Source organism: Membranihabitans maritimus (genome assembly GCF_021729145.1).
Taxonomy (GTDB): Bacteria; Bacteroidota; Bacteroidia; order Chitinophagales; family Saprospiraceae; genus Membranihabitans; species Membranihabitans maritimus.
In genome coordinates this window covers 229123-252773 of the sequence record NZ_JAJSLW010000006.1, presented here as the reverse complement: position 1 = coordinate 252773, position 23651 = coordinate 229123, and the positions used below count along the sequence as shown (strand labels likewise).

At 38.1% G+C, this 23651-nt stretch carries 18 protein-coding genes; 6 read left to right on the top strand and 12 right to left on the bottom strand.

From position 1 onward, the window contains the following. Positions 1-244: 244 nt before the first annotated feature. The 7 genes from LVD47_RS09300 to LVD47_RS09270 all read right to left on the bottom strand — a co-directional run bounded on the left by LVD47_RS09300 (position 245) and on the right by LVD47_RS09270 (position 6665). Positions 245-769: a methyltransferase domain-containing protein gene (locus tag LVD47_RS09300; protein WP_236975476.1), complete on the bottom strand. Its 525-nt coding sequence runs from the start codon at positions 767-769 to the stop codon at positions 245-247. Between the two features lie 8 nt (positions 770-777). Further along, positions 778-1218 carry an SRPBCC family protein gene (locus LVD47_RS09295; RefSeq protein WP_236975475.1) on the bottom strand — a complete coding sequence of 147 codons (441 nt, stop codon included), beginning with the start codon at positions 1216-1218 and terminating at the stop codon, positions 778-780. A 182-nt stretch (positions 1219-1400) separates the two neighbouring features. After that, positions 1401-2057 (bottom strand): SET domain-containing protein, encoded by a 657-nt coding sequence (locus tag LVD47_RS09290; protein WP_236975474.1) that lies wholly within the window; start codon positions 2055-2057, stop codon positions 1401-1403. A gap of 67 nt (positions 2058-2124) precedes the next feature. Continuing rightward, entirely contained in the window at positions 2125-3105 is a 981-nt protein-coding gene (locus LVD47_RS09285) for a succinylglutamate desuccinylase/aspartoacylase family protein (RefSeq protein WP_236975473.1), read from the bottom strand. Positions 3106-3107: 2 nt separating this feature from the next. Further along, positions 3108-4550 carry an ATP-grasp domain-containing protein gene (locus LVD47_RS09280; protein ID WP_236975472.1) on the bottom strand — a complete coding sequence of 481 codons (1443 nt, stop codon included), beginning with the start codon at positions 4548-4550 and terminating at the stop codon, positions 3108-3110. Positions 4551-4590: 40 nt separating this feature from the next. After that, positions 4591-6051 (bottom strand): sulfatase family protein, encoded by a 1461-nt coding sequence (locus LVD47_RS09275; RefSeq protein ID WP_236975471.1) that lies wholly within the window; start codon positions 6049-6051, stop codon positions 4591-4593. Between the two features lie 89 nt (positions 6052-6140). Next, complete coding sequence (locus LVD47_RS09270) at positions 6141-6665, bottom strand: glutathione peroxidase (protein WP_236975469.1); 525 nt, start codon at positions 6663-6665, stop codon at positions 6141-6143. A 538-nt stretch (positions 6666-7203) separates the two neighbouring features. On the opposite strand from LVD47_RS09270, the gene LVD47_RS09265 reads away from it, so the two are divergent. The 4 genes from LVD47_RS09265 to LVD47_RS09250 all read left to right on the top strand — a co-directional run bounded on the left by LVD47_RS09265 (position 7204) and on the right by LVD47_RS09250 (position 13641). Then, positions 7204-8304 carry an alginate lyase family protein gene (locus tag LVD47_RS09265; protein ID WP_236975467.1) on the top strand — a complete coding sequence of 367 codons (1101 nt, stop codon included), beginning with the start codon at positions 7204-7206 and terminating at the stop codon, positions 8302-8304. Between the two features lie 95 nt (positions 8305-8399). Next, a complete protein-coding gene (locus tag LVD47_RS09260; RefSeq protein ID WP_236975465.1) occupies positions 8400-11222 on the top strand; it encodes a DUF6797 domain-containing protein in 2823 nt (940 codons plus the stop codon). A 2-nt stretch (positions 11223-11224) separates the two neighbouring features. Continuing rightward, positions 11225-12202 carry a sugar phosphate isomerase/epimerase family protein gene (locus LVD47_RS09255; RefSeq protein WP_236975463.1) on the top strand — a complete coding sequence of 326 codons (978 nt, stop codon included), beginning with the start codon at positions 11225-11227 and terminating at the stop codon, positions 12200-12202. Positions 12203-12228: 26 nt separating this feature from the next. Beyond that, positions 12229-13641: an enolase C-terminal domain-like protein gene (locus tag LVD47_RS09250; RefSeq protein WP_236975461.1), complete on the top strand. Its 1413-nt coding sequence runs from the start codon at positions 12229-12231 to the stop codon at positions 13639-13641. Between the two features lie 25 nt (positions 13642-13666). Here LVD47_RS09250 and LVD47_RS09245 read toward each other — a convergent pair whose 3' ends face one another. Genes LVD47_RS09245 through LVD47_RS09225 form a run of 5 tightly spaced genes read right to left on the bottom strand, consistent with a single transcriptional unit; the run spans position 13667 to position 20662 of the window. Further along, positions 13667-14569: a T9SS type A sorting domain-containing protein gene (locus tag LVD47_RS09245; RefSeq protein ID WP_236975459.1), complete on the bottom strand. Its 903-nt coding sequence runs from the start codon at positions 14567-14569 to the stop codon at positions 13667-13669. Positions 14570-14598: 29 nt separating this feature from the next. Continuing rightward, positions 14599-15954 (bottom strand): T9SS type A sorting domain-containing protein, encoded by a 1356-nt coding sequence (locus LVD47_RS09240; protein ID WP_236975458.1) that lies wholly within the window; start codon positions 15952-15954, stop codon positions 14599-14601. Between the two features lie 14 nt (positions 15955-15968). Next, positions 15969-18296 (bottom strand): vacuolar protein sorting family 37 protein, encoded by a 2328-nt coding sequence (locus LVD47_RS09235; RefSeq protein WP_236975457.1) that lies wholly within the window; start codon positions 18294-18296, stop codon positions 15969-15971. Positions 18297-18317: 21 nt separating this feature from the next. Beyond that, positions 18318-18851: a DUF3575 domain-containing protein gene (locus LVD47_RS09230; RefSeq protein WP_236975456.1), complete on the bottom strand. Its 534-nt coding sequence runs from the start codon at positions 18849-18851 to the stop codon at positions 18318-18320. Positions 18852-18880: 29 nt separating this feature from the next. Then, positions 18881-20662, bottom strand: a complete 1782-nt coding sequence (locus LVD47_RS09225; RefSeq protein ID WP_236975455.1) for a T9SS type A sorting domain-containing protein — start codon at positions 20660-20662, stop codon at positions 18881-18883. Between the two features lie 361 nt (positions 20663-21023). Here LVD47_RS09225 and LVD47_RS09220 point away from each other — a divergent pair, with 361 nt between their 5' ends. Beyond that, on the top strand, positions 21024-23009 hold the full coding sequence (locus LVD47_RS09220) for a tetratricopeptide repeat-containing sensor histidine kinase (RefSeq protein ID WP_236975454.1): 1986 nt from the start codon (positions 21024-21026) through the stop codon (positions 23007-23009). A 12-nt stretch (positions 23010-23021) separates the two neighbouring features. Further along, positions 23022-23642 carry a response regulator gene (locus LVD47_RS09215; protein WP_236975453.1) on the top strand — a complete coding sequence of 207 codons (621 nt, stop codon included), beginning with the start codon at positions 23022-23024 and terminating at the stop codon, positions 23640-23642. The last annotated feature ends 9 nt before the right edge of the window (positions 23643-23651 follow it).

Sequence of the window (23651 nt, the reverse complement as noted above, 5' to 3'; positions counted from 1 at the left end):
CTTTTTAATTAATTATATGGATTCAAAAACGGTTTATTATTTTTTTATATTGCTTGATATTTGTGAGTTCAATTGTTAAAGTTAATTTTGTAAATTATTAACATTGTTAAATGTTTGGAGAGGTGTAATTGAATGGGTGTGTTTGCGTTGATTATTGATTATGTTTTTATTGTTTGAAACTATATTTAATGGCGTAGGGAGTGTGTGTTTAAGTAAGCGGGGTACTTTTCGATTAAAAATAAATTTATAAATCCAATAATGCAGCGTATAGATTATTATTGCCATAAACGGATGAATATGTTCCAATCTTGGATATTTTGTTTTTGCTTAAAGACAGACAAATAGATTGTAATTTTGAATAACTTATTGGATAGGGAACCCATTGCCCTGCGGGTTCATCAGTATCGTACTCAACAATTACAATTTGGCTATGTAGAACCAGGTAGGACTTTAGTTTTATTAAATATTCTTCAGGGGAAGGGATGTAGTGAAGGGAGTTGGCCATAATAAATCCGTTTAATTCTTTGAAGGGAAGTGGAAAATCCGTAATATCCTTTTGTATAAACTGGATATTTGACTGTTTTTTATCGTCAATATTTACTTGAAAATTATCGATTTTGTCCAGGGCATAGATACTACTTCCGGCAGGTAAGAGTGTTAAAAGAGCAGCTGTAAAAAGGCCCGAACCGCAGCCCAGATCTGTCCACTTTACAGAATGAGATGGGATTTTGGTTTTATTAATTAGTTTTATTGCTTCATCCAGGTTCATTTTTATTATTATTCTAAAAATAATTTTACTGATTGCAATGCGTCCTCCCAATCTTCACAACTTGCTTTATAAAAATCATCAGCTATTTTATCGTCCGGGAATCCTGTGGAAGTAAGTTGAAGTAAAGTGCCATTCTTTGATTTTTTTAGTGTTAATCGGGATTCCAGGTTTGTATGGAATGGAATGTCTCCCAACTTATAATAATAGTCTATACTCGTTAATACGATTAATCGGTTTTGGACTATTTCTTTGATTTTAGATATAATTATATAGTCTGGACTATCTATGCTAGGTCCCCAGGCAACTGTAAATATCCCATTTCTTTTAGGAACTACAATTGCCGAAACAGCATTCCACCATTTACAAATTTTAGTAGGTGTTAATAAGGCTTGAAAAACGTGCCCTTTTCCTTTATTAATAAATATCTCCTTTTGAATTATCCTAGCCACGAATGAATGAAATTTTGGAATCAATATAAGCAAATTGAAGATTGAAATCATAAATATGTTTAACATACTTAGAATGGAATTCTGATATTTCAGCGTTTATGAAATTTTATAACCGACCGTGCTTTAATATTTCAACACGGTATACCATACATTTTGAAAGGATCCTGCCGTCAAGTATAATATCAAACAGGAAGATTTTTTTTGACTTTTAATGAATAAACGGACTTATAGTTTTTGTGGTTAACAAAAAATGAGTTTAGTTCATTCCTGGTCGTTTGTTCTACAAAATTAATTAGGGGTTGATCTACCTCAAAGAACTTTTCCAAGGATTTTTTTACCTGAGTATCCCACAGATGATAAAGACTGTCAAAGTCATTGGGATGTAAGATCTTTCTGCACGCAGAGTGCCCACAATGGATGGGCTTTTCGTATTCAAGGTTGAATATTCCATATTCATCTGTAATTTGTTCACCCGGAAGGATTGACCGTATGGCTATTTCAAAGCCATAACCAGTGCTCATTGTATTGCAATTACAGCAATGGTTGACATACTTTGCATGATCCCAACTTATAATCCGATTATTATATTCGTCTATGTAAGAATATTTCTCGATTATTTGCTTCAATTCTTCCGAATGTGATTGGTATTCTTCCGGAGTAATAGAAATTTCAAGACTGTCTTTCACATAGGTAATAGTGCCTTCAGGGATAAATTCTGTCGCAAATACGCCATATCCGATCGAATCATCGATAAATTTCAGTATTGTCCCGGGATGTATCATTATGTAAGCTGTAATTAAAACGATTAATAATCTATCTGAAACAAATTTTTTTACCAAAAAATTCAATTATTAGTGAAATAATTTGTTAGATAAAAAATCAATTTAAGCTGGAGTCAGGAAATGATTATGAAAATATACCATTGCGGTCAATTATTCCCAAATGTAGGATTCGTCCTCCGGTTTTGTTTGCCGGACTTTTACTTTTTCCAATAACAATACCATCTTCAGGAGCATAATATTCTTTGATTATATTCCCAAAGACATCCCGAATGATAGCTATTAAATCACCCTTTTTTATTTTTTGAGTAAGTTCGGGATATACTGTAAGAAGTCCCCCGGCATCGGTATATATCCAATAGGATTTGGAACATACCACTGTATCCCTATTATCTGTTTCTATGGTATCCCTTGTCATTTCCAGGTGGGACATTACATTGTAAATGCCTACCATGCCACTCTTGATCATTTTTTTCTGAAAAGTATTGGGGTTCCCTACTTCAATTGTTATTGCCGGAATTCCCATTTCAGAAGCTGTACCTCTGAGTGTTCCATCCGAGGGGGTGTTGTGTACGATAATGTCCGCATCTTGCAATTCAGCGAGTCTTCGAGTAATAGGTTTTTTTAAATTAGCCCGAATATAATATGAATTAATCCTGCCATCACTTGCCGTATGCAAATCTAATAAGTAATTAAAATGGGATACAATTTTTTGAACAAATCTATGTGCATACACGGCACTTTCACTACCGTTTTCTTTTCCCGGCATTATACGATTGAGATCTTCTCCATCGGTATATTTCCGTTGAACTTCCTCATATGCAGGGATATTGACAATTGGAATAGCAATTATAGTTCCTTTTAAATCATCAACTTCTAATTCTTCGAACAATCTTTGAATGGTCTGGGTCCCATTTACTTCATCTCCATGTACGGCGGCCGTAAGTCCAAGGACTGGTCCTTCTTTATTCCCCTTTGCTATCATTAAGGGAAGATAAACAGGTAATCCGAGGGCGTTGGATACCAAATGAAGGTAGAAGTAGTTTTTTGATCTTAAGGAAACAGAGTCTAAATCTATATCTTTTATTATTTGTGAATGATGGATCATAGTTATGGCATCAATATTTCATTTAAAAGGTTTTCGTCATTGTTGACTGATTGAAATAGATTCATCTTAAAACGCCCATTTGATGAAATTAATTTTTTGCACATTTTGTCAATTGCGATCATAGAAAGTACTGTTTGTATATAGGCTTCAATTAAGTCGTCCAGACCTATTCCCAATTTATTAAAATCCCTCCTATCCATCAACATCAACCGACTTGAATCACTGGTCCATTCATTTTCACCCAACTTAACCGAAAGGTTGGTCCCAAGCATTTTCCAGGAGTCATCTCCCGAACTTAAATCTTCGACAAGAGGATCTTCAGTTCTTCTGGAATATATACAAAGTGGTTTGATTCCTTCTGATGTAGAACTAACCATCATGCGAAGATCTGTAACAAAGGTTTCTCCTTTGGAATTAGGGATGGTCCCGACCTGGTAGAATTTACCTTTTTCACTTAGTGAACTCCAATTGTAATTTCCGATCAGGCTTTGTACTATAAATCTTTCATATTCGAATGTAAGCTTCATAAATTCATCCAGTTCCCTTTGGTTGATAATAGTGAAAACCCCTTGGCCTGCATTGCTGTATGGAACCTTGATAACGGCATGTCCTCCCATTTTTTCTACCCAAAGGGGAACTTCTTCTTTACGTACATCCCAGATGGTGTCAGGTATATTGATTTTTAATCCAAAAGGTAGCAATTCTGAATTGTAGAAGTCATATGCCTTTGCAGCTACCATTTTATTTCTGCCTCCTGCAAGACATGAAATAATAGGGTTAAGAATTTTTGTCCTACATTGTATTGGAAGACGATTCCAGGGCTTTTGGGTAAGGTATCTGAAAACAGCTCTCAATGGGTGCCATTCCGAATCGTGATAAGCATAAAGAATTTTATTTTCAAGCTTTACCAAAGGGGGATTCTGATTATTGTAGAAGGGGACCAAAAGAACTTCTTCTTCCAATACATCGGCAATAGTGGCTGCATATCCTGAGGTTTCAACGTAATTTTTATCGTATAATACAGCAACCTTACCATTCTCCACTGTTGATCCTTTCTTTTTGATATAGGGCTTGAAAGTATTTTCGATTAGAAGCCGGTAACTCCCTTCTTCTTTTGTATCGTCGAGTAGTGGCATTGATTTCTGTCCTGATGGGCTGGAATTGTTCTCGATGACAACCATTTTTTTATTACCACTTTCCGAGGTAGCATTGATCAAATCAGCACCGCACCACAAAAAGTATTTGCATCGATATTCAAGTATTTCGTTGAGCTTTTTTCGATCTACCCTCGGATTGAGGTGACAATACCGATTAATAATCCTGGTTTTATTAAGGGAAAAGAAAAATTTTACCAGGGGATGGATAGTCGCATTGAGTGCTTTTGGATACCAATGTCTATCACTCTCAAATGCGCCGGGTCTTATAATTTCAGAAGTTTTTTGCATTTACATCTTGGATTTCAATATTATGTTACAAATTATGTATTTATTCCCGGAAACCACCACCGTAATTGATTTCAGTGGCATTCGTTTTGTCACCGGGCATTTCTCCTCGAATTTGAAAGTTTTTTTCAATTCTTTTACCACTATCTCTTGAATACCAATCCCGGGTTAACGTGTCAGGCGTATAGTCGCCGGTTTGTTGCATCCAATTTTTCAAAACCACTTCGAGTGCTGATTTGATATCTTGGTATTCTTCATCATCGGCAAGGTTTTTTACTTGTAATGGATCCATTTGGACTTCATATAATTCTTCTTCAGGCCTGGGAGATACGAAAATGTCACGTTGGGCCGGTGTCAGTTGACCTGAATTTTGGTTTAATGCCAATTCTTTAAATGAAAGTCCGTTTAAGGCATCTGCCGGGCCCTGGTTAGGGAATTGCGGACGTGCATTAATGAGATATAAAAAATCTTTGGAACGGATCATTCGCTCATAGGCCTCATGATCGTGCCAATTGTGCTCAGAAAATACGTATTGCCTGAATTCTGAATTTGGTTCCTTAAGGACTTTCTGAAAACTTTTACCCTGAAAAGATTCCGGGATGTCATTACCCGAAAGATCAATTAGGGTAGGGGCCAGGTCTATCGAACTAATTAAACTGTAGGATTGAGTGCCTGGATGGGTTATCCCTTCGGGCCATTTAATAATAAATGGTGTTTTCATCCCACTGTCATACACTCTGGTTTTGTCACGTGGGAAGGGTCTGCCATTATCAGCCATAATAATCATGACGGTGTTATTTAGCTGACCTTGCATGTCGAGTTCTTTTTCTACCTGGCCAACAAAATCGTCAAACCGGGCGATTTCGTCATAATATTTTGCCAGGTCTTTACGGGTACTGTCTCCATCAAAAAGTGTTAATGGAGGCTCAATATCTGATGGGGAATGAACTCCGCTCATTGGATTCTTTCCCCAGGGACGATGGGCGTCCAGGGAGGCAAACCAAAAGAAAAAAGGTTTGTCGGGATCGCGATCCCTAAGACTTTGTATCCATAAATCTTCACCTCCGTCTCCTATACCCTTGACCTGGACAGTGTCAAATCCCTGCTTTATGAGTTGTCCCATATGCCATTTGCCGGCGTGGCCGGTATAATAATTTTTGGAATGAAGAATACTTGCGATGGTGGAGAAATCTTTTTCCGGCTCCGTATGAAGTTCTGCTGCTCCGGTGTTGTGCGGATATCTACCTGTGATGATACTTATTCTACTTGGGCTGCACGAACTAGCCGTCAGGTAGGTATTATGAAAAAGGATTCCTTCAGAAGCTATTCGATCAATATTCGGTGTCTGTACAATGTCATTACCATAACACCCAAAGTCATTCCAACTGATATCGTCTGCTATGAATATTATAAAATTGGGAGGGGTTTTTTCTTCCGGTTGCCCGGAATGACAATGTAAAAACAAAAGAGGGATCAATAACGTGATAAAAATAATTCTAAACATTATTTTTTGTTTATAAGTAAAAGGAGGGTATTTTAATTTCTGCTATCTTATCTCCTTTCGTGAAATGAAGTCCGGACCAATGAACGAAACTAATTTATTGCAGTTAAGACTTCTTCACTATTCGGTAAAATTTTTGGAGCAAATACTGTAATTAGCTTCCCTTCTTCGTCCAAAAGGAATTTAGTAAAATTCCAGGAAATGGGATCTTCTATGCCTAGATTGGAAGCCTCATTTACCAAATGCTTGAAAAGAGGATGAATGTCTTGCCCTTTTACTGATACCTTTGCAGCCATTGGGAATGAGACACCATAATTTTGTTTGCAAAATGTGGCAATCTCCCTATTGGTACCAGGCTCCTGACCCCCAAAATTATTAGCCGGGAATCCAACGATTATCAATTTATTTCTATGGTTCTCATAGAGTTTTTGAAGGCCTTCATATTGGGGTGTTAATCCACATTCCGAAGCCGTATTTACTATAAGAATTTTTTTCCCTTTGAATTTAGAAAAGTCAATTTCACCACCCGATAAAGCCTCTACCTTAAATTCATGTATAGTACTATTCATTGAAAATGTCATAGATGCAAAAATAGAAATGAGCAAAAAAGATATCATAGATTTCTATAGTTTATTGATCTATTAAAGTTAGCAATTTTTATCAGAATAAATATTGAAGCCACATAAAACAAATTGTAAAGTTGTAGATATTATCGTTGGCCTACACCCCAAGACCAATCTGTAATACTTGTTTTTACTCCCGTTCTGCTCCCATGAGGGCTATTGATGGGGCTGGGAATGGTTCTAAAGGAGACAGTGAATGAATAAATCGTTACACATATACTATCTTTAATATTTTGATTAAAAGGTTGATTCATTATTATGATTATTGGATTCGATATTGAAAATTCTTTTTTGATATATACTCTTATAAGACGTTTCTGAAAAAAATACTATGCGGGAAAAGTACCATAATTGGAGTGATATGTCCTTATATTGTAAGGGTTCTTGTATTTATATTTGGTGATTGGAGGCGTATTTATTGAGAAAATTATTAGGTCGTTTTATAGGGATAAAGAATAATGTTGAAATTGCCTTTTTGTTTGCAATGTTTTAGTCTCATTATTGTTGTCCGACCTGTTTTATTACATTGCCTATGATTATTAATAAGGTTCTTTTTACAGCAGTACTGTTGTTGATGGTTGATTGGTCTTTTGCTGAAGTAGAGATCAGGCAAACTTATATTCTTTCAATTAAGGATCAACAAAACCTTAGGATAGCAATCAACAATAATCAAAGCATCAAACAGCATTTCGAAACTATAGTAAAAAATGCAGAAGAGATTCTTCTTACATCACCACAACCTTTAGTTGTAATAAACTATGAAGGTTTACTGGATACCGATTCACTTAGAAAACAATCAGAATCTTGTCTCAAAGATATGGATCGGATAGCTCTACTTCTTTTTGCCTATTACGGGTCGGGGTCTACAAAATATAGGGACCATGCCATTAAGTATATTATAGAATGGGAGAATACATTTTTACCTACCGGAAATCCTATTAATGAAAATAAATTAGAACCTTTGATCCATGCATATTACGTATTCAGGTCATTTCTTTCCAGGGATGACTGCAGGGGCATTGATCGATGGTTATTGGCAATGGCTCGTAAGGAAATAAAAAATGAAAATATACCCAATAACAACTGGAGGAGTAAACAGATTAAGACTGTAGGAACAATAGGATATATCTTAAATAATCAAACCTTCATTAATTTCGCAAAAATGCATTTCAGAGATTATATCGATAGGGCGTTATTTGATGACGGTTCTAGTAGTGATCTACATCACAGGGATGCACTGAGTTATCATGTTTCTGGATTACGGCCTTTATTAGTTTATGGATTAATAGTAGATTATTTTGAACCGGATTCGGATTTCAAACCTTTTGAATACCTTGGATTGCAAAGTGGAAGTGTAGAAAAATCAATGGATTTTGTTGTTCCCTATGCCACGGGCCAGAAGGAATATCGACAATGGAGAAACTCAAAAGTTAAATTGGATAGGGAGAGAGCGGATGCGGGGATTACAAAATATCAACCTGGTACTCTCTACAATCCCCGTGCATCATTGGAGGCGTTTGAAATGGCTTGGTATTTTAAGAAAGAATACGATATTGTGTTGGAATGTTTGAAGGAAGGAGGAATAGAAAAACCCTCCTGGAACTTTGCATTGATTTCTCTAATGGGAACCTGATAAGTTTTATCTTCCTTTTTGTATGGTCCTTCATTCAATAATAAAAAATGTAAATTCAATCAGTGTAAAAAGCAAAAAACATCAAAAATTAATATATGCTAATTTTAAGAAATATTGATCGGCTGTTCAATAAGAAAGTTAAAAGAGAAATTCGTTTTCATTTTTTATTTCTGTTCGTTGCATGCTGTATTGGTTTGCCCGGATGTCAAAAAAGAATGCCTGAAAACATTATCACAGAAAATCATTTTGATTCCCTTGAGTTAGCCTCTTTTGTAGAAGCGGATTTCCCTTTTATCACTTCCTCCCTCGATAATAGGAATAACAGTAAATCACTTCCTCAAAACAATGTAGTTTCCAGGGGGATTATTTTCCCTCTGGGTGCAGATTCATATGCCTGTTTTGATAGTGATTTATTACGTTGGTCTGTCTTTTGGACTGATGACTTTATGACGTTAACAGGGATGGCGCAAGTCTCATACAGCGATTTTTTTAATAAAAGAAATAGTTATCCCGTGGTATTAGGGAAGCAAAAGATATCTACTGGTATTTATCCCGGGTGGTCGTTGGGAAATATATTATATGAAGATCCAAGGTCAAGGATTCCCGAAGACCGACCATATACCTGGGGACCTCTAGAACCCAATTACGGACTGTGGGAAGGGATAATACTTAATGGGGAAAAAGCATATTTGAAATATAACGTAGGGAAAACCGAGATTACAGAAACTCCCGGAGCAGAGAAATTTTCAGGGGGAAAGACATTTATCCGTTCGTACCAATTGGAAGAGCGCAATGATGATATATTCCTTACATTAGCGGAAATAACAAATGGACTAAATACTGAAACAGAGGGGCATGTTACTATAATCGAGCAGGAGAAGGATACTGTAACGGCAGTTGCATTACTAAATATTGAAGCGGATCATTTTGGTTGGGTAGTGAAAGATAACCGATACATTTCACTGAAATTTAATGCAGGAGAGGAGATCTTAGAACCAGTGATTATTTCCTGGAAAGGAGCAAAAAATGGTTTAAATGGTTTTGAAGAATTCGTTAGTAATTACCAGGTAGAATCCTTCCCAAAATTGGAAGATGGGGGAGCATCCAGGTGGCCGGAAGAAGTGTATACAAAGGGACAGAAATCACCGGATACAGCTTCCTTTGTTACAGATCAATTAACCTTGCCATTACCCAATCCCTGGAAGCGGAATATGCGTATAATGGATGTGGCCTTTTATAAAGACGGAACAGGGGCCGTTGTAACGTTTTCAGGGGATGTTTGGTTAGTTAGTGGGGTAAATGATGATCTGGATTTGTTAACCTGGAAACGCTTTGCATCTGGACTCAATGAGCCAATGAGTATCGAAATTATCAACGATGAAATATATGTTTTCGATCGCCTGGGAATTCAGCACTTACAGGACTTGAACGGTGACAGGGAAGCGGACTTTTACAGAATGCATTCGAATATTATGCCTCAATCAATGGAAACCAGGGAATGGGCAGCTGATATGGTAGTGGATCCCAATGGAGATTTTTATATCGCCAAAGGTGGAGCTTTAAATGCAGGACCTAAGATTTCAAAAGTAATACGAGATGGTTTTCGTCTGGGGTCAAGATACGATGGCTCGATACTTAAAATATCCTCAGATGGGAAACGAATGGAGGTAATAGCTACCGGGCTGCGTGGACCTTATTTAGGGATAAATCCGAAAACCGGCTTTTTAACTTCTTCAGACCAGCAAGGCAATTTCGTTCCTTCTACTCCATTATATGCGGTTCGGAAAGGAGATTACTACGGTGTAGAGGCTACCGCTCATATGGTTGATACACCAGAAATTACGCAGCCTTTGCTATGGATTCCGCACAATGTAGACCAATCTGGTTTGGGGCAAGTATGGGCAACAAGTGACAAAATGGGACCCCTGAGCAACCAATTGATTCACATCTCCTTTGGAAGGCCGGGATTATTTAAGATTTTGATAGATAGTACGGAGAATGGAATGCAGGGCGGTATCTCTTATATTCAGGCCCATTATCCTACTCCTGTATCTAAAGGTGAGACTCACCCTATTGATGGTCAGGTTTATGTGGCGGGCTTTAATCTCTGGGGGTCAAAGTCAAAAGGAGTCAGTTCGCTGAACAGATTGAGGTATACGGGGCAACCGGATTACTTACCCACGGGATTTGAAGCTGGAACACAGGGCGTAATTCTCGACTTTGGAATAGAATTAGATCCGGAGGAAGTAGCTAAAATAGGGAATTACCAGGTTAGTCGCTATAATTATAATAGGACATCGAAATATGGTTCCGGTCATTTCAAAAGAGATGGTAGCGCGGGGGAGGAAAGTCTACCCGTCCTGTCTGCGCATTTGTCGGAAGATAGACAATCAGTGCTTTTAGTGATTCCCAATATGGTTGAAATACAACAGATGGAAATATACTACGATATATTGTCTTCTGATGGCTATAAAATAAAGGATGGGTTTTATTTTTCAGTAAAAGAAGTGAATGATATCGACCTTGAAAAGTCAGGTTTTATTAATGTAAAGATTGAAAAACTGACCTTTGATCCGGAAGAATATGCATCCAATCAGGAGGAGGAAATTCCGACGCTTGAAAAGGGAAAGAATATTTTTCAGACGATGGCTTGTGCAGGATGCCATTCCCCGGGAACGCGAACAGAAGGAATGTATGGCCCTCCGTTTAAAAATCTTTTTGGTTCTGAGCGTAAGTTTGAAGATGGTAGCACGACTGTGGCGGATGAATTGTATCTTAAAGAATCATTATTAGAGCCCGATAAGCGGATTGTTGAAGGTTATAGTGCTGAAATGCCATCCTTTGTGGGCATTTTATCGGATTCGGATATGGAATCATTAATTCTCTATATCAAATCATTGTCGGATTTAAAACTGTAATTATGAAAGTTGATGAAAAAATACAAGCATTAAATTCAAGAAGGGACTTTATAAAAACAACCGGAGTTTTAGGGAGTATATTACCTTTTGCTCCTCAATTTATTTTATCAGGGAGTACTGAAGGAGATCGGTCAGATGAAATTCAGGTAAATGTATTTTCCAAGCATTTGCAGTTTTTGGATTATGGTCCTATGGGAGCTAAAGCAGCTGAATTGGGTTTTGATGGGGTGGATTTAACAGTTCGTCCGGGAGGACATGTTCTACCTGAAAATGTAGAACGGGATTTGCCGAAGGCAGTATCAGCTATTAAGAATGCAGGATTGAAATGGAACACGATGGTTACCCGGATTTCAAATCCTCTGGAGCCAGATACAGAAAAGATTTTGAAAACGGCTGCTGACGAGGGAGTTGAATATTACCGGACGGGGTATTATTCCTATAGAGAAGGAAAGCCGGTTCCGGAAGATATTATGCACTTTCAAAACGTTACCTATCAATTGGGAGAGTTGAATAGAGAATTAGGAATTATAGGCTGTTATCAGAATCATGCGGGAAGACGTATGGGGGCCTCAATTTGGGAATTATGGGATTTAATGAAAGAATCAGACCGTGATTATTTTGGCGCCCAATATGATATTCGTCATGCGGTAGTAGAAGGCGGATTATCCTGGCAGAGTGGATTACAATTAATACACCCTCGGATTCAAACTATAGTTATTAAAGATTTTGTATGGGGACAAAAACAAGGTGAGTGGGAACCGGTTAATGTTCCATTTGGAGAAGGTATGGTAGACTTTAAAAAATATTTTGGTATTCTCAAAAACTTAAATATTAATGTTCCGGTATCTATGCATTTTGAGTATCCTTTGGGGGGCGCAGAGCATGGGGGGAATGAGTTGTCTCCAGAGAATCAGGAACGGGTTTTTGCGGCAATGAAACGGGACCTGGATAATCTTAGAAAAACGTGGAAGGAAGCATAATTAGGTAAGCATTTAATTTTTAAGCAATGTACAGTAATACGGATAAGGAAGGTATATTTCGCAGGTCGTTTTTGAAATTTACAGGGATTGGTTTGGGATCTGCTTTGGCAGGATTACCTGTTGATGTTTTTGGTAGTCAAAAAATGAAATCAATAATGAAAAGGATAAAAATTGTAGAAACGGGGTCTGATTTCGAACGGGAACCCTTGCATCCGTACCGGTTTAAAGGTGGGGCAATAACAGATAGTTGGCAATCTGTGGCTATGCTGGAAAGTAGTTCAGGAATTCGGAAAGTAGGATTGGGCACGCAGGGTGTTTTATGGTCAGATGCCAGTGTGGCAAGGGCTCATTCGGAAGCGGGAGGAAATGCCTTGATGTATGCTGTGAGTGAATATGCACTCCAGTTAGTAAAAGGGATTTCGTTTGAAAGTCCTATTGAGTTGTTGGATAGGATATATCCTGAAGTATACGATTTTGCAAAGAGGGTTACTCAAAATCCGGATTTGAGAAAGACCTTTGCCCTCAATGCACTGGTTTGTGTTGACAATGCAGCATGGTTGTTGTATGCGGCTGAGAACAAAATTGATGATTTTGATTCGGTTATACCGGAAGAATATAAGCAGGGATTGTCAGCCCGTCATACCGGAGTTGCCAGTATCCCTTCATTTCCAACGGGCACTGATATTCGTAAAATAAAAGAAGCAGCAGATAGTGGTTTTTTTATTATGAAGTTGAAAACCGGGGCCCCCGGCACTCAAAATGAAATGTTGGAAAAGGATAAAGAGTTTTTAACGGCTGTTCACAAGACCCTTTCTGAATATGAAACACCCCATACCGATGATGGAAAAATCCCTTACTATTTTGATGCCAATGGGAGGTATGAAAAGAAAGAGACATTGCAAAGGTTTTTGGATCATGCAAAAAAAATAGGGGCATTTGATCGTCTGGCCGTTATCGAAGAACCTTTTCCGGAACACAATCACGAGTATGTAGGTGATATGGGGGTCCGAGTGGCTTCCGATGAAAGTGCCCATACTGTAGAAGATGCTGCTCATAGAATAGAACTGGGATATACGGCATTTGCTGTAAAGGCAATAGCCAAGACAATGAGTATGACTATGAAGATTTGCCAGCTGGCATATGAAAAGGATATTCCTTGTTTTTGTGCAGATCTTACTGTCAACCCGATCCTGGTCGAATGGAACAAAAATGTAGCTGCACGTTTACCCGCTTTTCCAGGTATAGATGTTGGTCTACAAGAGGCCAATGGCCACCAGTATTACAAAAACTGGGACAGGTTGATGAGTTATCATCCCATGTCTGATGGAGAGTGGGTAGAACCGGAGAAAGGGGTTTTTAAAACAGGGAGGTCCTTTTATGGAAATAGTGGAGGGATCTTCGAAGAGTCAGAGCATTATACGAAGATGTTTGAGTTTTAGTTCATATAAATAAGCGAATTTTCAATTATTGAAATACAATTTTTGTGACCGTTCTTTGGTTCTCGTTTTTTAATTCGAGGTAATAAATACCAGATGGGTAACTATCCGTTATTAATTTTTGACGACTAAATGGATTAATGTTTACTGAATTAATAATTTTGCCAGAAACGGTATGAAGTGATGCGTCGAATTTTTCGTTGTTGTTATTTTCGATCATTAGAAAGTTTCTGACTGGATTGGGATAAATTTGAATATCAGATACTGTCGATGATAGGTTGGATGTCATCACATCGGTAATATTGAATAATTTTAAATTTCTCCAGTACCCTTTAAAAGTCCTACTTGACCCTCCGTGACTCGCAGAAATTCTCAGGTCATTATGGTGTTTAATGTCGTTTATTTGAGCACTTAAAGTATCTGTATTATTGTAAATTAATCTGGTGTAACCTCGAGTAGAATCTCTTTCAAAAACGATAGACGTCCAATTTTCTAAATTAATAATAGAATCTGATACCTCCATTATTCTATCATCAATAGCTAATTCTATTTTACCTTCTTTTGTCACGTTGGCAAACATCCATCGCCAGGACGAACCCAGCACAATTATTGGAAGACTGGAATTTTCAGGCAATGAATCAATTTTTACATCTAAAGTGAGCCGAAAATGTTCGGGGTCCCAATTTGTAATCGGGCCAACTTGCAGGTGGGTGCCCATATTGTCATCCCAGTAATAATTACCATCCAGATAAGCACTACTCTCGACAAAATTTACATTTTCCAATTCGGCATCTTCATTGATTTTGAGGGAGTCTAGTCCATTTTCGTGAAATGGATAGTGTGCAATGAGCTCTTCTTGAGCAAATGCAGATATAGTGAATAAAGTGAAAATGGAAAATGTTGAAAGGAAAGTGGATATATGTAGTTTCATTATATAAAAATTATGAGTTTGTACCATTATTATTCTTTGATAAGCTTAAAGTTGTTTAATATTTTCCCACTTGATTGAGCTATTGCAATAGTATATAAACCTGGATCCAAATGAGAAGTATTTATAGTTTGGTTTTGATTTCTAGCATTGTTTGAAAGATTTTTGGAAAAGACCTGATTGCCTAGCACATTATAAATTATGACCATTTTTGCGTTTTTATTCTCTTTGCTTAAGGACAAATGGATATAATCTTTAAAAGGATTAGGGTAAATAGAAATACTCGATTCTTTTTCAAGACATTGGTTTTGTAATGTGGGGGAAAGGATTTTATTTCCATTAATCTCTATAGCTTCGATTCGATAAAAATTTTTGGGCGAATCATCAGTGAATAAATAGTTCAATCCGGATTCCTCTAGCGAAGAAGCAATCGTTCCCGCCATTTTCCAGTTCCACCCGTCTTTACTTTTCAGAATCCTAAAATGGTCTATATTGGATTCATTTCCAGGGGTAAAGGAGAGTTCAAACGACGATGTAACACATCTGGAAGCTATCCCTTCAAAAATAACCGGTAGTACGTTTAGTTGTGAAGCAGCTGTCCACAAATTTATGCTATCGACTCCTATAACTTCGAGGTAGTTTTGTTGAGGGTTATGACTTTGTTTGGTAGATGTTTTCCAGTCTGAGTTAGGATTTCGGGTTAGAATTTTAATTTCTGGATCCTTAACCCCGTTTAGTTCAGACGGAAAATACCGAAATCGTACGGTATCGAACCCTCCTGATATGTCAGTGTTAATTTCGTAGAATCTAAATATACCTGTTCCATCAGGTGGGGTAATAAGGGGTTTGTGACCTCTTATCACAGTTACAGTCCCGGGTTGTACGGAGGATGAAAATTCAAATCCTAAATTTCCGGGATTAATATTTTTATTATTTTGGGGATGAACGGATATACTGACCGTACCTGAATCTGGCGTGAAGATTCGAGATTGATCATGTTCATTGAGAAGTGTGGCATCGGAATCTAAGGTAACATGGTGGTCTTTAATATTTAACAACCCTTTTTGAAAATCAATAGCACGATCCACAAAAATGCTTTGTTGCAGTTCTAGTTGTCCTTCTCGGGATTTCTCTATATGCAAATTGGTAAAAACTGAGGTCCTATTACCACTAATAATATTGTTTTCCTTGCCAGTGAATAGTAACACAGATGAATCTCCCTTCATAAAAAAGGCCCCGTTATTCACCCAATCCGAATTATGCAGGATGAGTTTGCTCTGATTCTCTAAAATAAGAGAACCTTTGTCTTGAATAGTTAAATTTTGTCCCCAACTATAATTAAAAAGCACTGATAATAGAAGGGTGGTTAGTTTGGTTAATAGTTTCATTTTTGGAAAGGTTATCATTGTTTTTCTATTAACTTTTCTAATCGATTTAATTTAGCTAAGAGCGTTTGATATTGTTCTTTTACTTTATTAATATCCTGATATTGTTCTTTAATTTTTTTCTCCTGATCGATGGTATATAGTGTTAACTCTTCAATTTTGGCTAGGAGTTTTGAGTTCATTGTTGCCAGATCGATCCCATTGGAAAGTACTTCCTTTTCAGAAGGGATATTAGGCAAATGTCGGTTATGATGGATGTAAGAGTCAAGTAAATTTAGTGGCATTAGGGAGTAATCGTCGGCAAATACATAATCACTCCAGTCCTTAACAGGTGCGATTCGAATACTATCAATTAAAAGCCCTCCTTGCACGTTCAGCGTTTGATCTCCTGCAAATTTATATCCTGAGGGCCGGGCGTGTCCAAACAATAATTGACCGGAGGCAAAATTACCGTAAATGAGTGTTGTAGTATCTGAATTGGCTAAATAAAATTTATTATTACCTGCTTCATGAGCTCCGGAATAATGTCCTATAGCTACGTTTCCATATCCGTTTATACTGTTTATAAGAGCCCCGGTACCCAAAGCAATATTTGTACTACTTAAATTATTTTGTAAGGCTTGACTTCCGATAGCCAGGTTATTATTTCCATTGGTATTATACAGTAAGGTGTTGATCCCAATCGCTACATTTTCACTGCCAATGGTATTGGAATATAAAGCCTGAAATCCAAAAGCACTGTTTCCGGCTCCTTCGGTATTACTCCTCAACGCATTATTTCCGGAAGCGATATTTCCCCAACCGATGGTATTGGATTTGAGTGCCGAATTTCCCATAGCTGTATTGTCCCAACCCTGATTGTTGGCATACAAAGAACTATCGCCCACTGCAGTATTCCTCCAGCCATCAATATTGGAATATAAAGAATTGGACCCTATTGCGGTATTTGCAGAGCCAGTAGTATTGGAGTAAAGTGAGTTGGCTCCTGAGCTTGTATTGTAAGACCCTGTTGTATTGCTGAATGAAGATTGAGCACCAATAGCTGTATTTTCATTTCCTTCGGTATTACTGCTTAGACTGGCACTTCCCTGACTAGTATTTTTAGCACCTGTTGTATTGGAATTAAGAGATGATGAACCGAATGCAGAATTTCCATATCCTGTGGTATTTGATTGAAGTGCAGCAAATCCGGTTGCTGTATTGAGGAATCCTTCTGTATTGTCGCGTAAAGCCTGGAAACCGATAGCTGTATTTCCCGGACCAATAGTATTTTGACTGAGGGATAAATTGCCAACTGCAGTGTTTCCTTCTCCGGAGGTGTTGAAATATAAGGCTGAGTACCCTATGGCCGTATTGTGATTTCCAGTTGAATTGGAATACAATGCATAATTTCCCACTCCTACATTTTCGTTGCCGAGGGTATTGTAATATAGCGCATGAAATCCCTGGGCCGTATTGTCGCTCCCATCAGTGTTTGAGAATAGGGCAAGGGAGCCTACAGCAGTATTTAAAGTTCCTAAGGTGTTGTGGGATAGGGCTTGATCACCGATTCCAATATTATTATTCCCGGAAATATTGTTTTCCAGCGCATTGAATCCGATTCCAATATTTCTGTAGCCTTCTATATTGGAATATAGTGAACCGTTGCCGATGGCTACATTCCGAGAACCTGTTGTATTGCCGAACAGGGCATTGGGTCCAACGGCAAGATTGGCCCTGCCGGTTGTGTTATTATGGAGGGCAGCATAGCCAATAGCGGTTAAAAATTGTCCGGTTTTGTTGCTGTATAAGGATTTGGAACCTATAGCAGTGTTGAAATTCCCTTCGGTGTTGTTATACAGGGATTGGTAGCCAATGGAAGTGTTGTCTTCACCTGAAATATTGAAACGGAGAGACAAAGTACCTGTTGCTGTATTTCGGACACCTATTACATTGGCTCGCATTGAATTACTTCCTATGGCTACGTTGTAGTGGCCGATGGTGTTCTCTGATAACGCAAGTGAGCCAATAGCTGTATTAACTATTCCTTCGGTACTTTTTCCCAGGGCTTCATATCCTATTCCCGTATTGAATTCTCCGGAAAGATTATTTCCGAGCGATCTGTACCCCAGGGAGGTATTGCCCTGACCGGTAGTGTTGGCACCGAGGGAGAAATAACCTATACCCGTATTGTAGGATCCGGTAGTAGGATTTAAAACCCCATTACCTATGGCGACATTAAAGTCCCCGCCCAGAGCATTATCATTGTTGGAATAAGATGTATTTTGGGCTATATTCCGTGAGAGGGTAAATAGTGTCAATATGCTGATCAGAGCAATAATATTGGTAGGAATAGAATGTTTCATAGCTTCTTACTTCTTTTATTTTTAAAATCGGTAACCAACCGCCATTTTCCCGGTGACGTCAAAATTTCCCGCCGGCCAGTCATTTGCATTGAAGGAGGAAAGGTCAGAGGTATATTTATTGATAAAAGCACGTCCCATTCCTATTCCCAACTCGAATATGATATTGCCTTTCGTTACCCATTTATACCCGCCGTAGAGTCCTATACCCAACCGGGAATTGTTAACATTTTCTCCAGTGTACTTAATTTTTGCAGAAGCAAATCGCGCGTAAGGACCTATATTAAACCGATCGTGCCCGTTCTTCGGACTGAAATAATATTTTCCCAGAGCGCGAATTACTATTCCCGAACTTTTGTATTCGGTCTCCAGTACTTCGAATCTGTCAAAACTATACCCCAGGCCTCCTTCTACACTTATGCTCTGACTGACAGGTACATCTGTGTACAAATGCATATATTTAAATATTATTCCCAATGGGTTGGTAGATAGATCGACTTGTGTGAAAGCCTGTGATCCGGCCAGGAAAATAATAGAAATGGTGGTAATAATTCTCATAGGTGTATTTTTTTAGTTGGATATAAAGTTTATTGTAATATGATTTTCAATTGATCGCGGGTTTCTCCCTGTCGAAGAGATAGAATATACTGGCCCTTGGGAAGGGATTTCAGGTGCAGGGTTTGGTACGATTTAAGACTTTCAAACCGTTTTACCTCTTTCCCCAAAACATTGTATAATGAGCCTTCTATTGGAATGATTTTGTCAAAAATGTTCCCCAATTCCAATTGGATAGACCCCGCTGAAGGGTTGGGGAAGGAGCGGGAAGATGTGACGTTATTATACTGAGAAATAAATCCGGATCTGGTATTATTTTGGAGCGGTTCCGCTATGGATATCCCTATTGGACAATCCATGATATTGACGGATAGATCACTGATTTGATCGGAGTCTTCGGCAAATTCAATTGAGTTTTCGAAATAAGACCTCATGGGTATATTGTGAGAATTAATATTTGAATGAAGAGATTCAATAGTGATTTCAGACTGATAACAATTGGATTTCCCGGACCTGTCTGATTTTACAATAAATACCTGATCATCTGTCCTGCCTGCCCCTGTCCAGGTCCCGTCCCTCAGGGAGTGAGCATCGCTCAGGTATTCGTTATTTTGAGGATTGCCATATACCATTCCTTTGAAAGGAGAGTTGGAACCGGGATATTCGAATCGGAAAGTTCCTTTATCTTCCTGAATTAGATGGGAATAAGTCATGTGTTTTACCCTGCCGGATATGTAAAACTTACTATCGACTGAATGGCTGATCAAAGGGGAACTGAAGATAGTTTGATCATTATATAACGTTTCACTACCCGGCACGAATTCGTGAAAGGTTGGTCGAACTCCTCCCCATAGGTCAATAGAAGCATAAAATATTCGATATGTTTCCGGGGAATCTGTAGATTCTTGCAAACTCCCTACTACTTCTATTTTGTTGTTATCAGAAATTAGCGCGTCGGTCGGGATAACCAGTTTATCGTAGTAGGAGAAATTGCGTTTGACCAAAATATCAAATGACTCATTCACACTAATAAAAGACATAGTCCAGTATTCATCGTGATATCCGGATTTGTTACCGGTGATCATAAAATAATCATTGTGTTGGTCTTGCATGATCTTAGTAACCGAAGAAGTAGCAACATCAGAATTGTCTGTGAATTCCAGTTTGGCTTCCCGGATGAGAGACCCATCAGGTGAAAACTCCATTATTGAAATCATACAGAACTGCCTGTCACCATGGTTGTATGGCAGTTCTGTACACTCATATACATCCGCTCCGGCGACCACATAATTTCCATTGTTGTTCTCAAGTATTGAAGTAAAAGTACCGAATCCATAGGGAGTATAAGGGAGGTTATTTCTGTTAAAGGTACCCATGTCGTCCAATATTCGGGACCACTCCTTGTTCCCTTCCCGATCGATTTTTAATATCCAAGGCTTGTATATACCGGATTCAATACTGCGCAAGTATCCGGTTAACAAAGTGGCACGGTCTGAAGTTTTTATTAATTCAGCAACCACTACTTCATGTCCGGGAACTGTATAGTATTTGTTCCAGAGTACATTGCCTTCGTTGTCTGTATTGGTAATTGAAATGCCCTGTGGTTCTCCCAAAGGGAAGAGATCCCCGGTCCATTCTATAGAAGAGACAATAGAAATGGTCTCATTATCCATACAAACCTTTTCTCCTCCATAGGTAAAGGACGGAGCAAAGTTAGGTATGTCGTAATGTTTTTGGTATTCTGTCTGTGCACAAAGGGGAAAAGTGCAGAGAGCCAAGAGGATTAATGTGGGTAATAGTTTTGAGGTATTCATTGGTGTTTAATTTTAATTTTTTGGAATCTATATTTGCATTCCCATAGATGAAATTTGGTAGCATATATTCATAATTGTTATTGTTTTTAGTTTGAGAATTTAGCTTTGGGGTGTTTTTAAATTTGGACATAACTTTTCTGCGTCCATAGGAATTAAATATCCAGGACTATTTTCAAACCTTTTTTCACTCTAATTTTATTAGATATTACATTCTGAGATGCTTTGATCGAATCATATCGTAAAGATATCGTACCTTTTATTTTTATACAATCCCCTAAAAACAGGGTTTTTAAAATCCTCTTTTTGGGGGATAGGATAGAAGTAAATAAAATATCACCTTTATGATTATTAATTGCAGGTTATGATTTACCGTTCGAATTGGTTTTTAGTCTTATTAATTTGGATTTTAACAGTTGTTAGTTGCTCAATTTTGCATGGACAGGTTCCAAGGGATTCAATAGAGGCTGAAGCGCTTTGGAAAAAGATTGTAAAAAATGAGGATCATCCTGAGAAAGTGGAGATGTTGACCGAATACGGTTATTATATGATGGATAAGGATGTTGATTCGGCCGGGCAAATTTTCCGGGAAGTTCGCAGGATTAGTGAAAAGATTTCTTACTCGGAAGGCATAATCAATTATTATACCGGGTATACCAATATTTTAAACTATAACGGTGAATTTGAAGAAGGCCTTAAGCTCAATTTGGAAAGTATCGATTTAGCACAAGAAATAGAAGATCGTACATATCTAGCCAAGCAATTGGGCAATACGGGTATCTCTTATAGTTATGTTGGTCAATTCGAAAAGGGAATAGAATTTTGTCAGAGGGCGTTGGAAATATATGAGAAGTTGGGAATGAAGGAAAAGGTAGCCCGGGTTAATTACATAATTGGTGCCTTTTTCAATAATATGTCCAAGAATAAAGAAATGGACGAGGAGATATTAAACCAGGCGATTGAGTATTTTCAAAAGGCCAGGAAATCGGCAAGGGAGGTTAAGGATAGTTTACTCATTGTGGAAAGTACGTATCATTTGGGATTGGCCAACAATAATAATCACGAATACGAAAAGAGTGTGGATTACTTGGAAGAGGCTATAGAACTTGCACAGAAATTAAATTTAAAAAGTGTTTGGGGTACCGCACTGATTACGCAGGGATCAAATTACAGATTGACAGGTGAATGGTCTAAGGCTATAGAAATTGGGGAAGAAGCGTTGGAAATTGTAAAAAACTGGGGATCAGAACTCTCTGTAATTCTGGCAGAAAAAGAACTGGCATTGGCTTATAGTGCTTTTGGAGATACCAAAAAGGCTTTGTCTATTTTGGATGATGCGATCAAAAGGGGTGAGGGAGGAGAGAATATGGTTATGTACCTGGATGGGATGTATATGGATTACGGGGAAAACCTGGCAGCCATAGGAGAATATGAAAAGGCGTATAAATTCTATGTGAAAGGGAACTCTATGGCAGATTCATTGCGGGGAGCAGAAATGAAATCTCGAATACTTGAATTAGAAGAAAAATACAAAACAGCTCAAAAAGATCGACAAATAATGGAACTCTCAATGATTCGTCAAAAAAATCAATGGCTGATTGCGGGGTTATTTGGAGGCTTATTATTCGTATTGGGCGCAAGTTATTTTTTAGTGAAGCGATGGAGGTATAAAGCTAAAATATCCGAACAGGAAAAGCAAAAGTTAAAACAAGAGCAACAACTCAGGGCTACGGAATCTGTTATTCGAGGGCAGGAAGAAGAGCGGACCCGCCTGGCGAGGGATTTACACGATGGCTTGGGAGGATTATTATCAGGACTTAAATACACACTTAATAATATGGACGGAAATGTAATTTTGAGCGGTAAAAGTGCTATTTCTTTTACCAAAGCGATGGATCAATTGGATAATGCTATATCGGAAATGAGAAAAGTGGCGCACAACATGATGCCTGAAGCACTCGTGAAATTTGGTCTCGACGATGCATTGACAGATTTCACAACTGATATAGTAGATAATAGCCCTTTACAGATCCATTATCAATCCTATGGATATGAAAGAATGGAGCCACCTGTAGAAATAACGCTCTACAGGATAATACAGGAGGCTATAAATAATACAATGAAACATGCAAGGGCTTCTGATATTTTTATTCAGCTTAGGAAAGAGGATAATACAGTTACGCTCTCTATCGAAGATAATGGGGAAGGATTTGATACAAATGAAATAGGAATTGAAGAAGGAATGGGATTAAGGAATATAAGAAATAGAGTAGCTTACCTCAATGGGAATGTTGATATCAGTAGCTCGCCAGGCCAGGGTACCGTAATAGTAGTAGAAATTATGATTTAAAGAAACCACAGTATGATTAACATTCTTATTGTAGATGATCACCCCTTAATCCTGGAAGGACTTCAGAATTTGCTTGAAGGGAATAATGAAGTCAAAATATTACACACTTGTAGCAATGCAATTGAGGCAATGGCTGCCATTAAAGAAGAACTTCCGGATGTAGCTCTCCTCGATATAAACTTGCCTGATATTAACGGCATCGAGTTGTGCAAAAAAATAAAAGAGGAGTTTCCGGGAGTGTTGACGGTAGCATTGACTACTTTTTCAGAAAGGAGTTACATAAACAAAATGATCGAAGCCGGAGCTTCCGGATATTTATTAAAAAGCTCTACAAAGGATGAGATCGTTAATGGAGTTAAACAAGTCTACAATGGTGGGATGTACCTGAATGTTCCAACAAATTCCAGTTCAATTCATCTCGATGAAAGACCTCCCGCACCTATGCTTACTCCGAGAGAAAAGGAAGTTCTGAATTTGATTGCAAAGGGGTTCACCAATCCACAAATTGCTGAAAAATTGTTTGTTAGTGTTCTGACTGTGAATAGCCATCGCAAAAACCTTCTGGGGAAGTTTGAAGTTAGCAATACCGCTAAATTAATCAAGCTGGCTGTCGAAATGGGATTAGTAGATTAGTTCAAATTC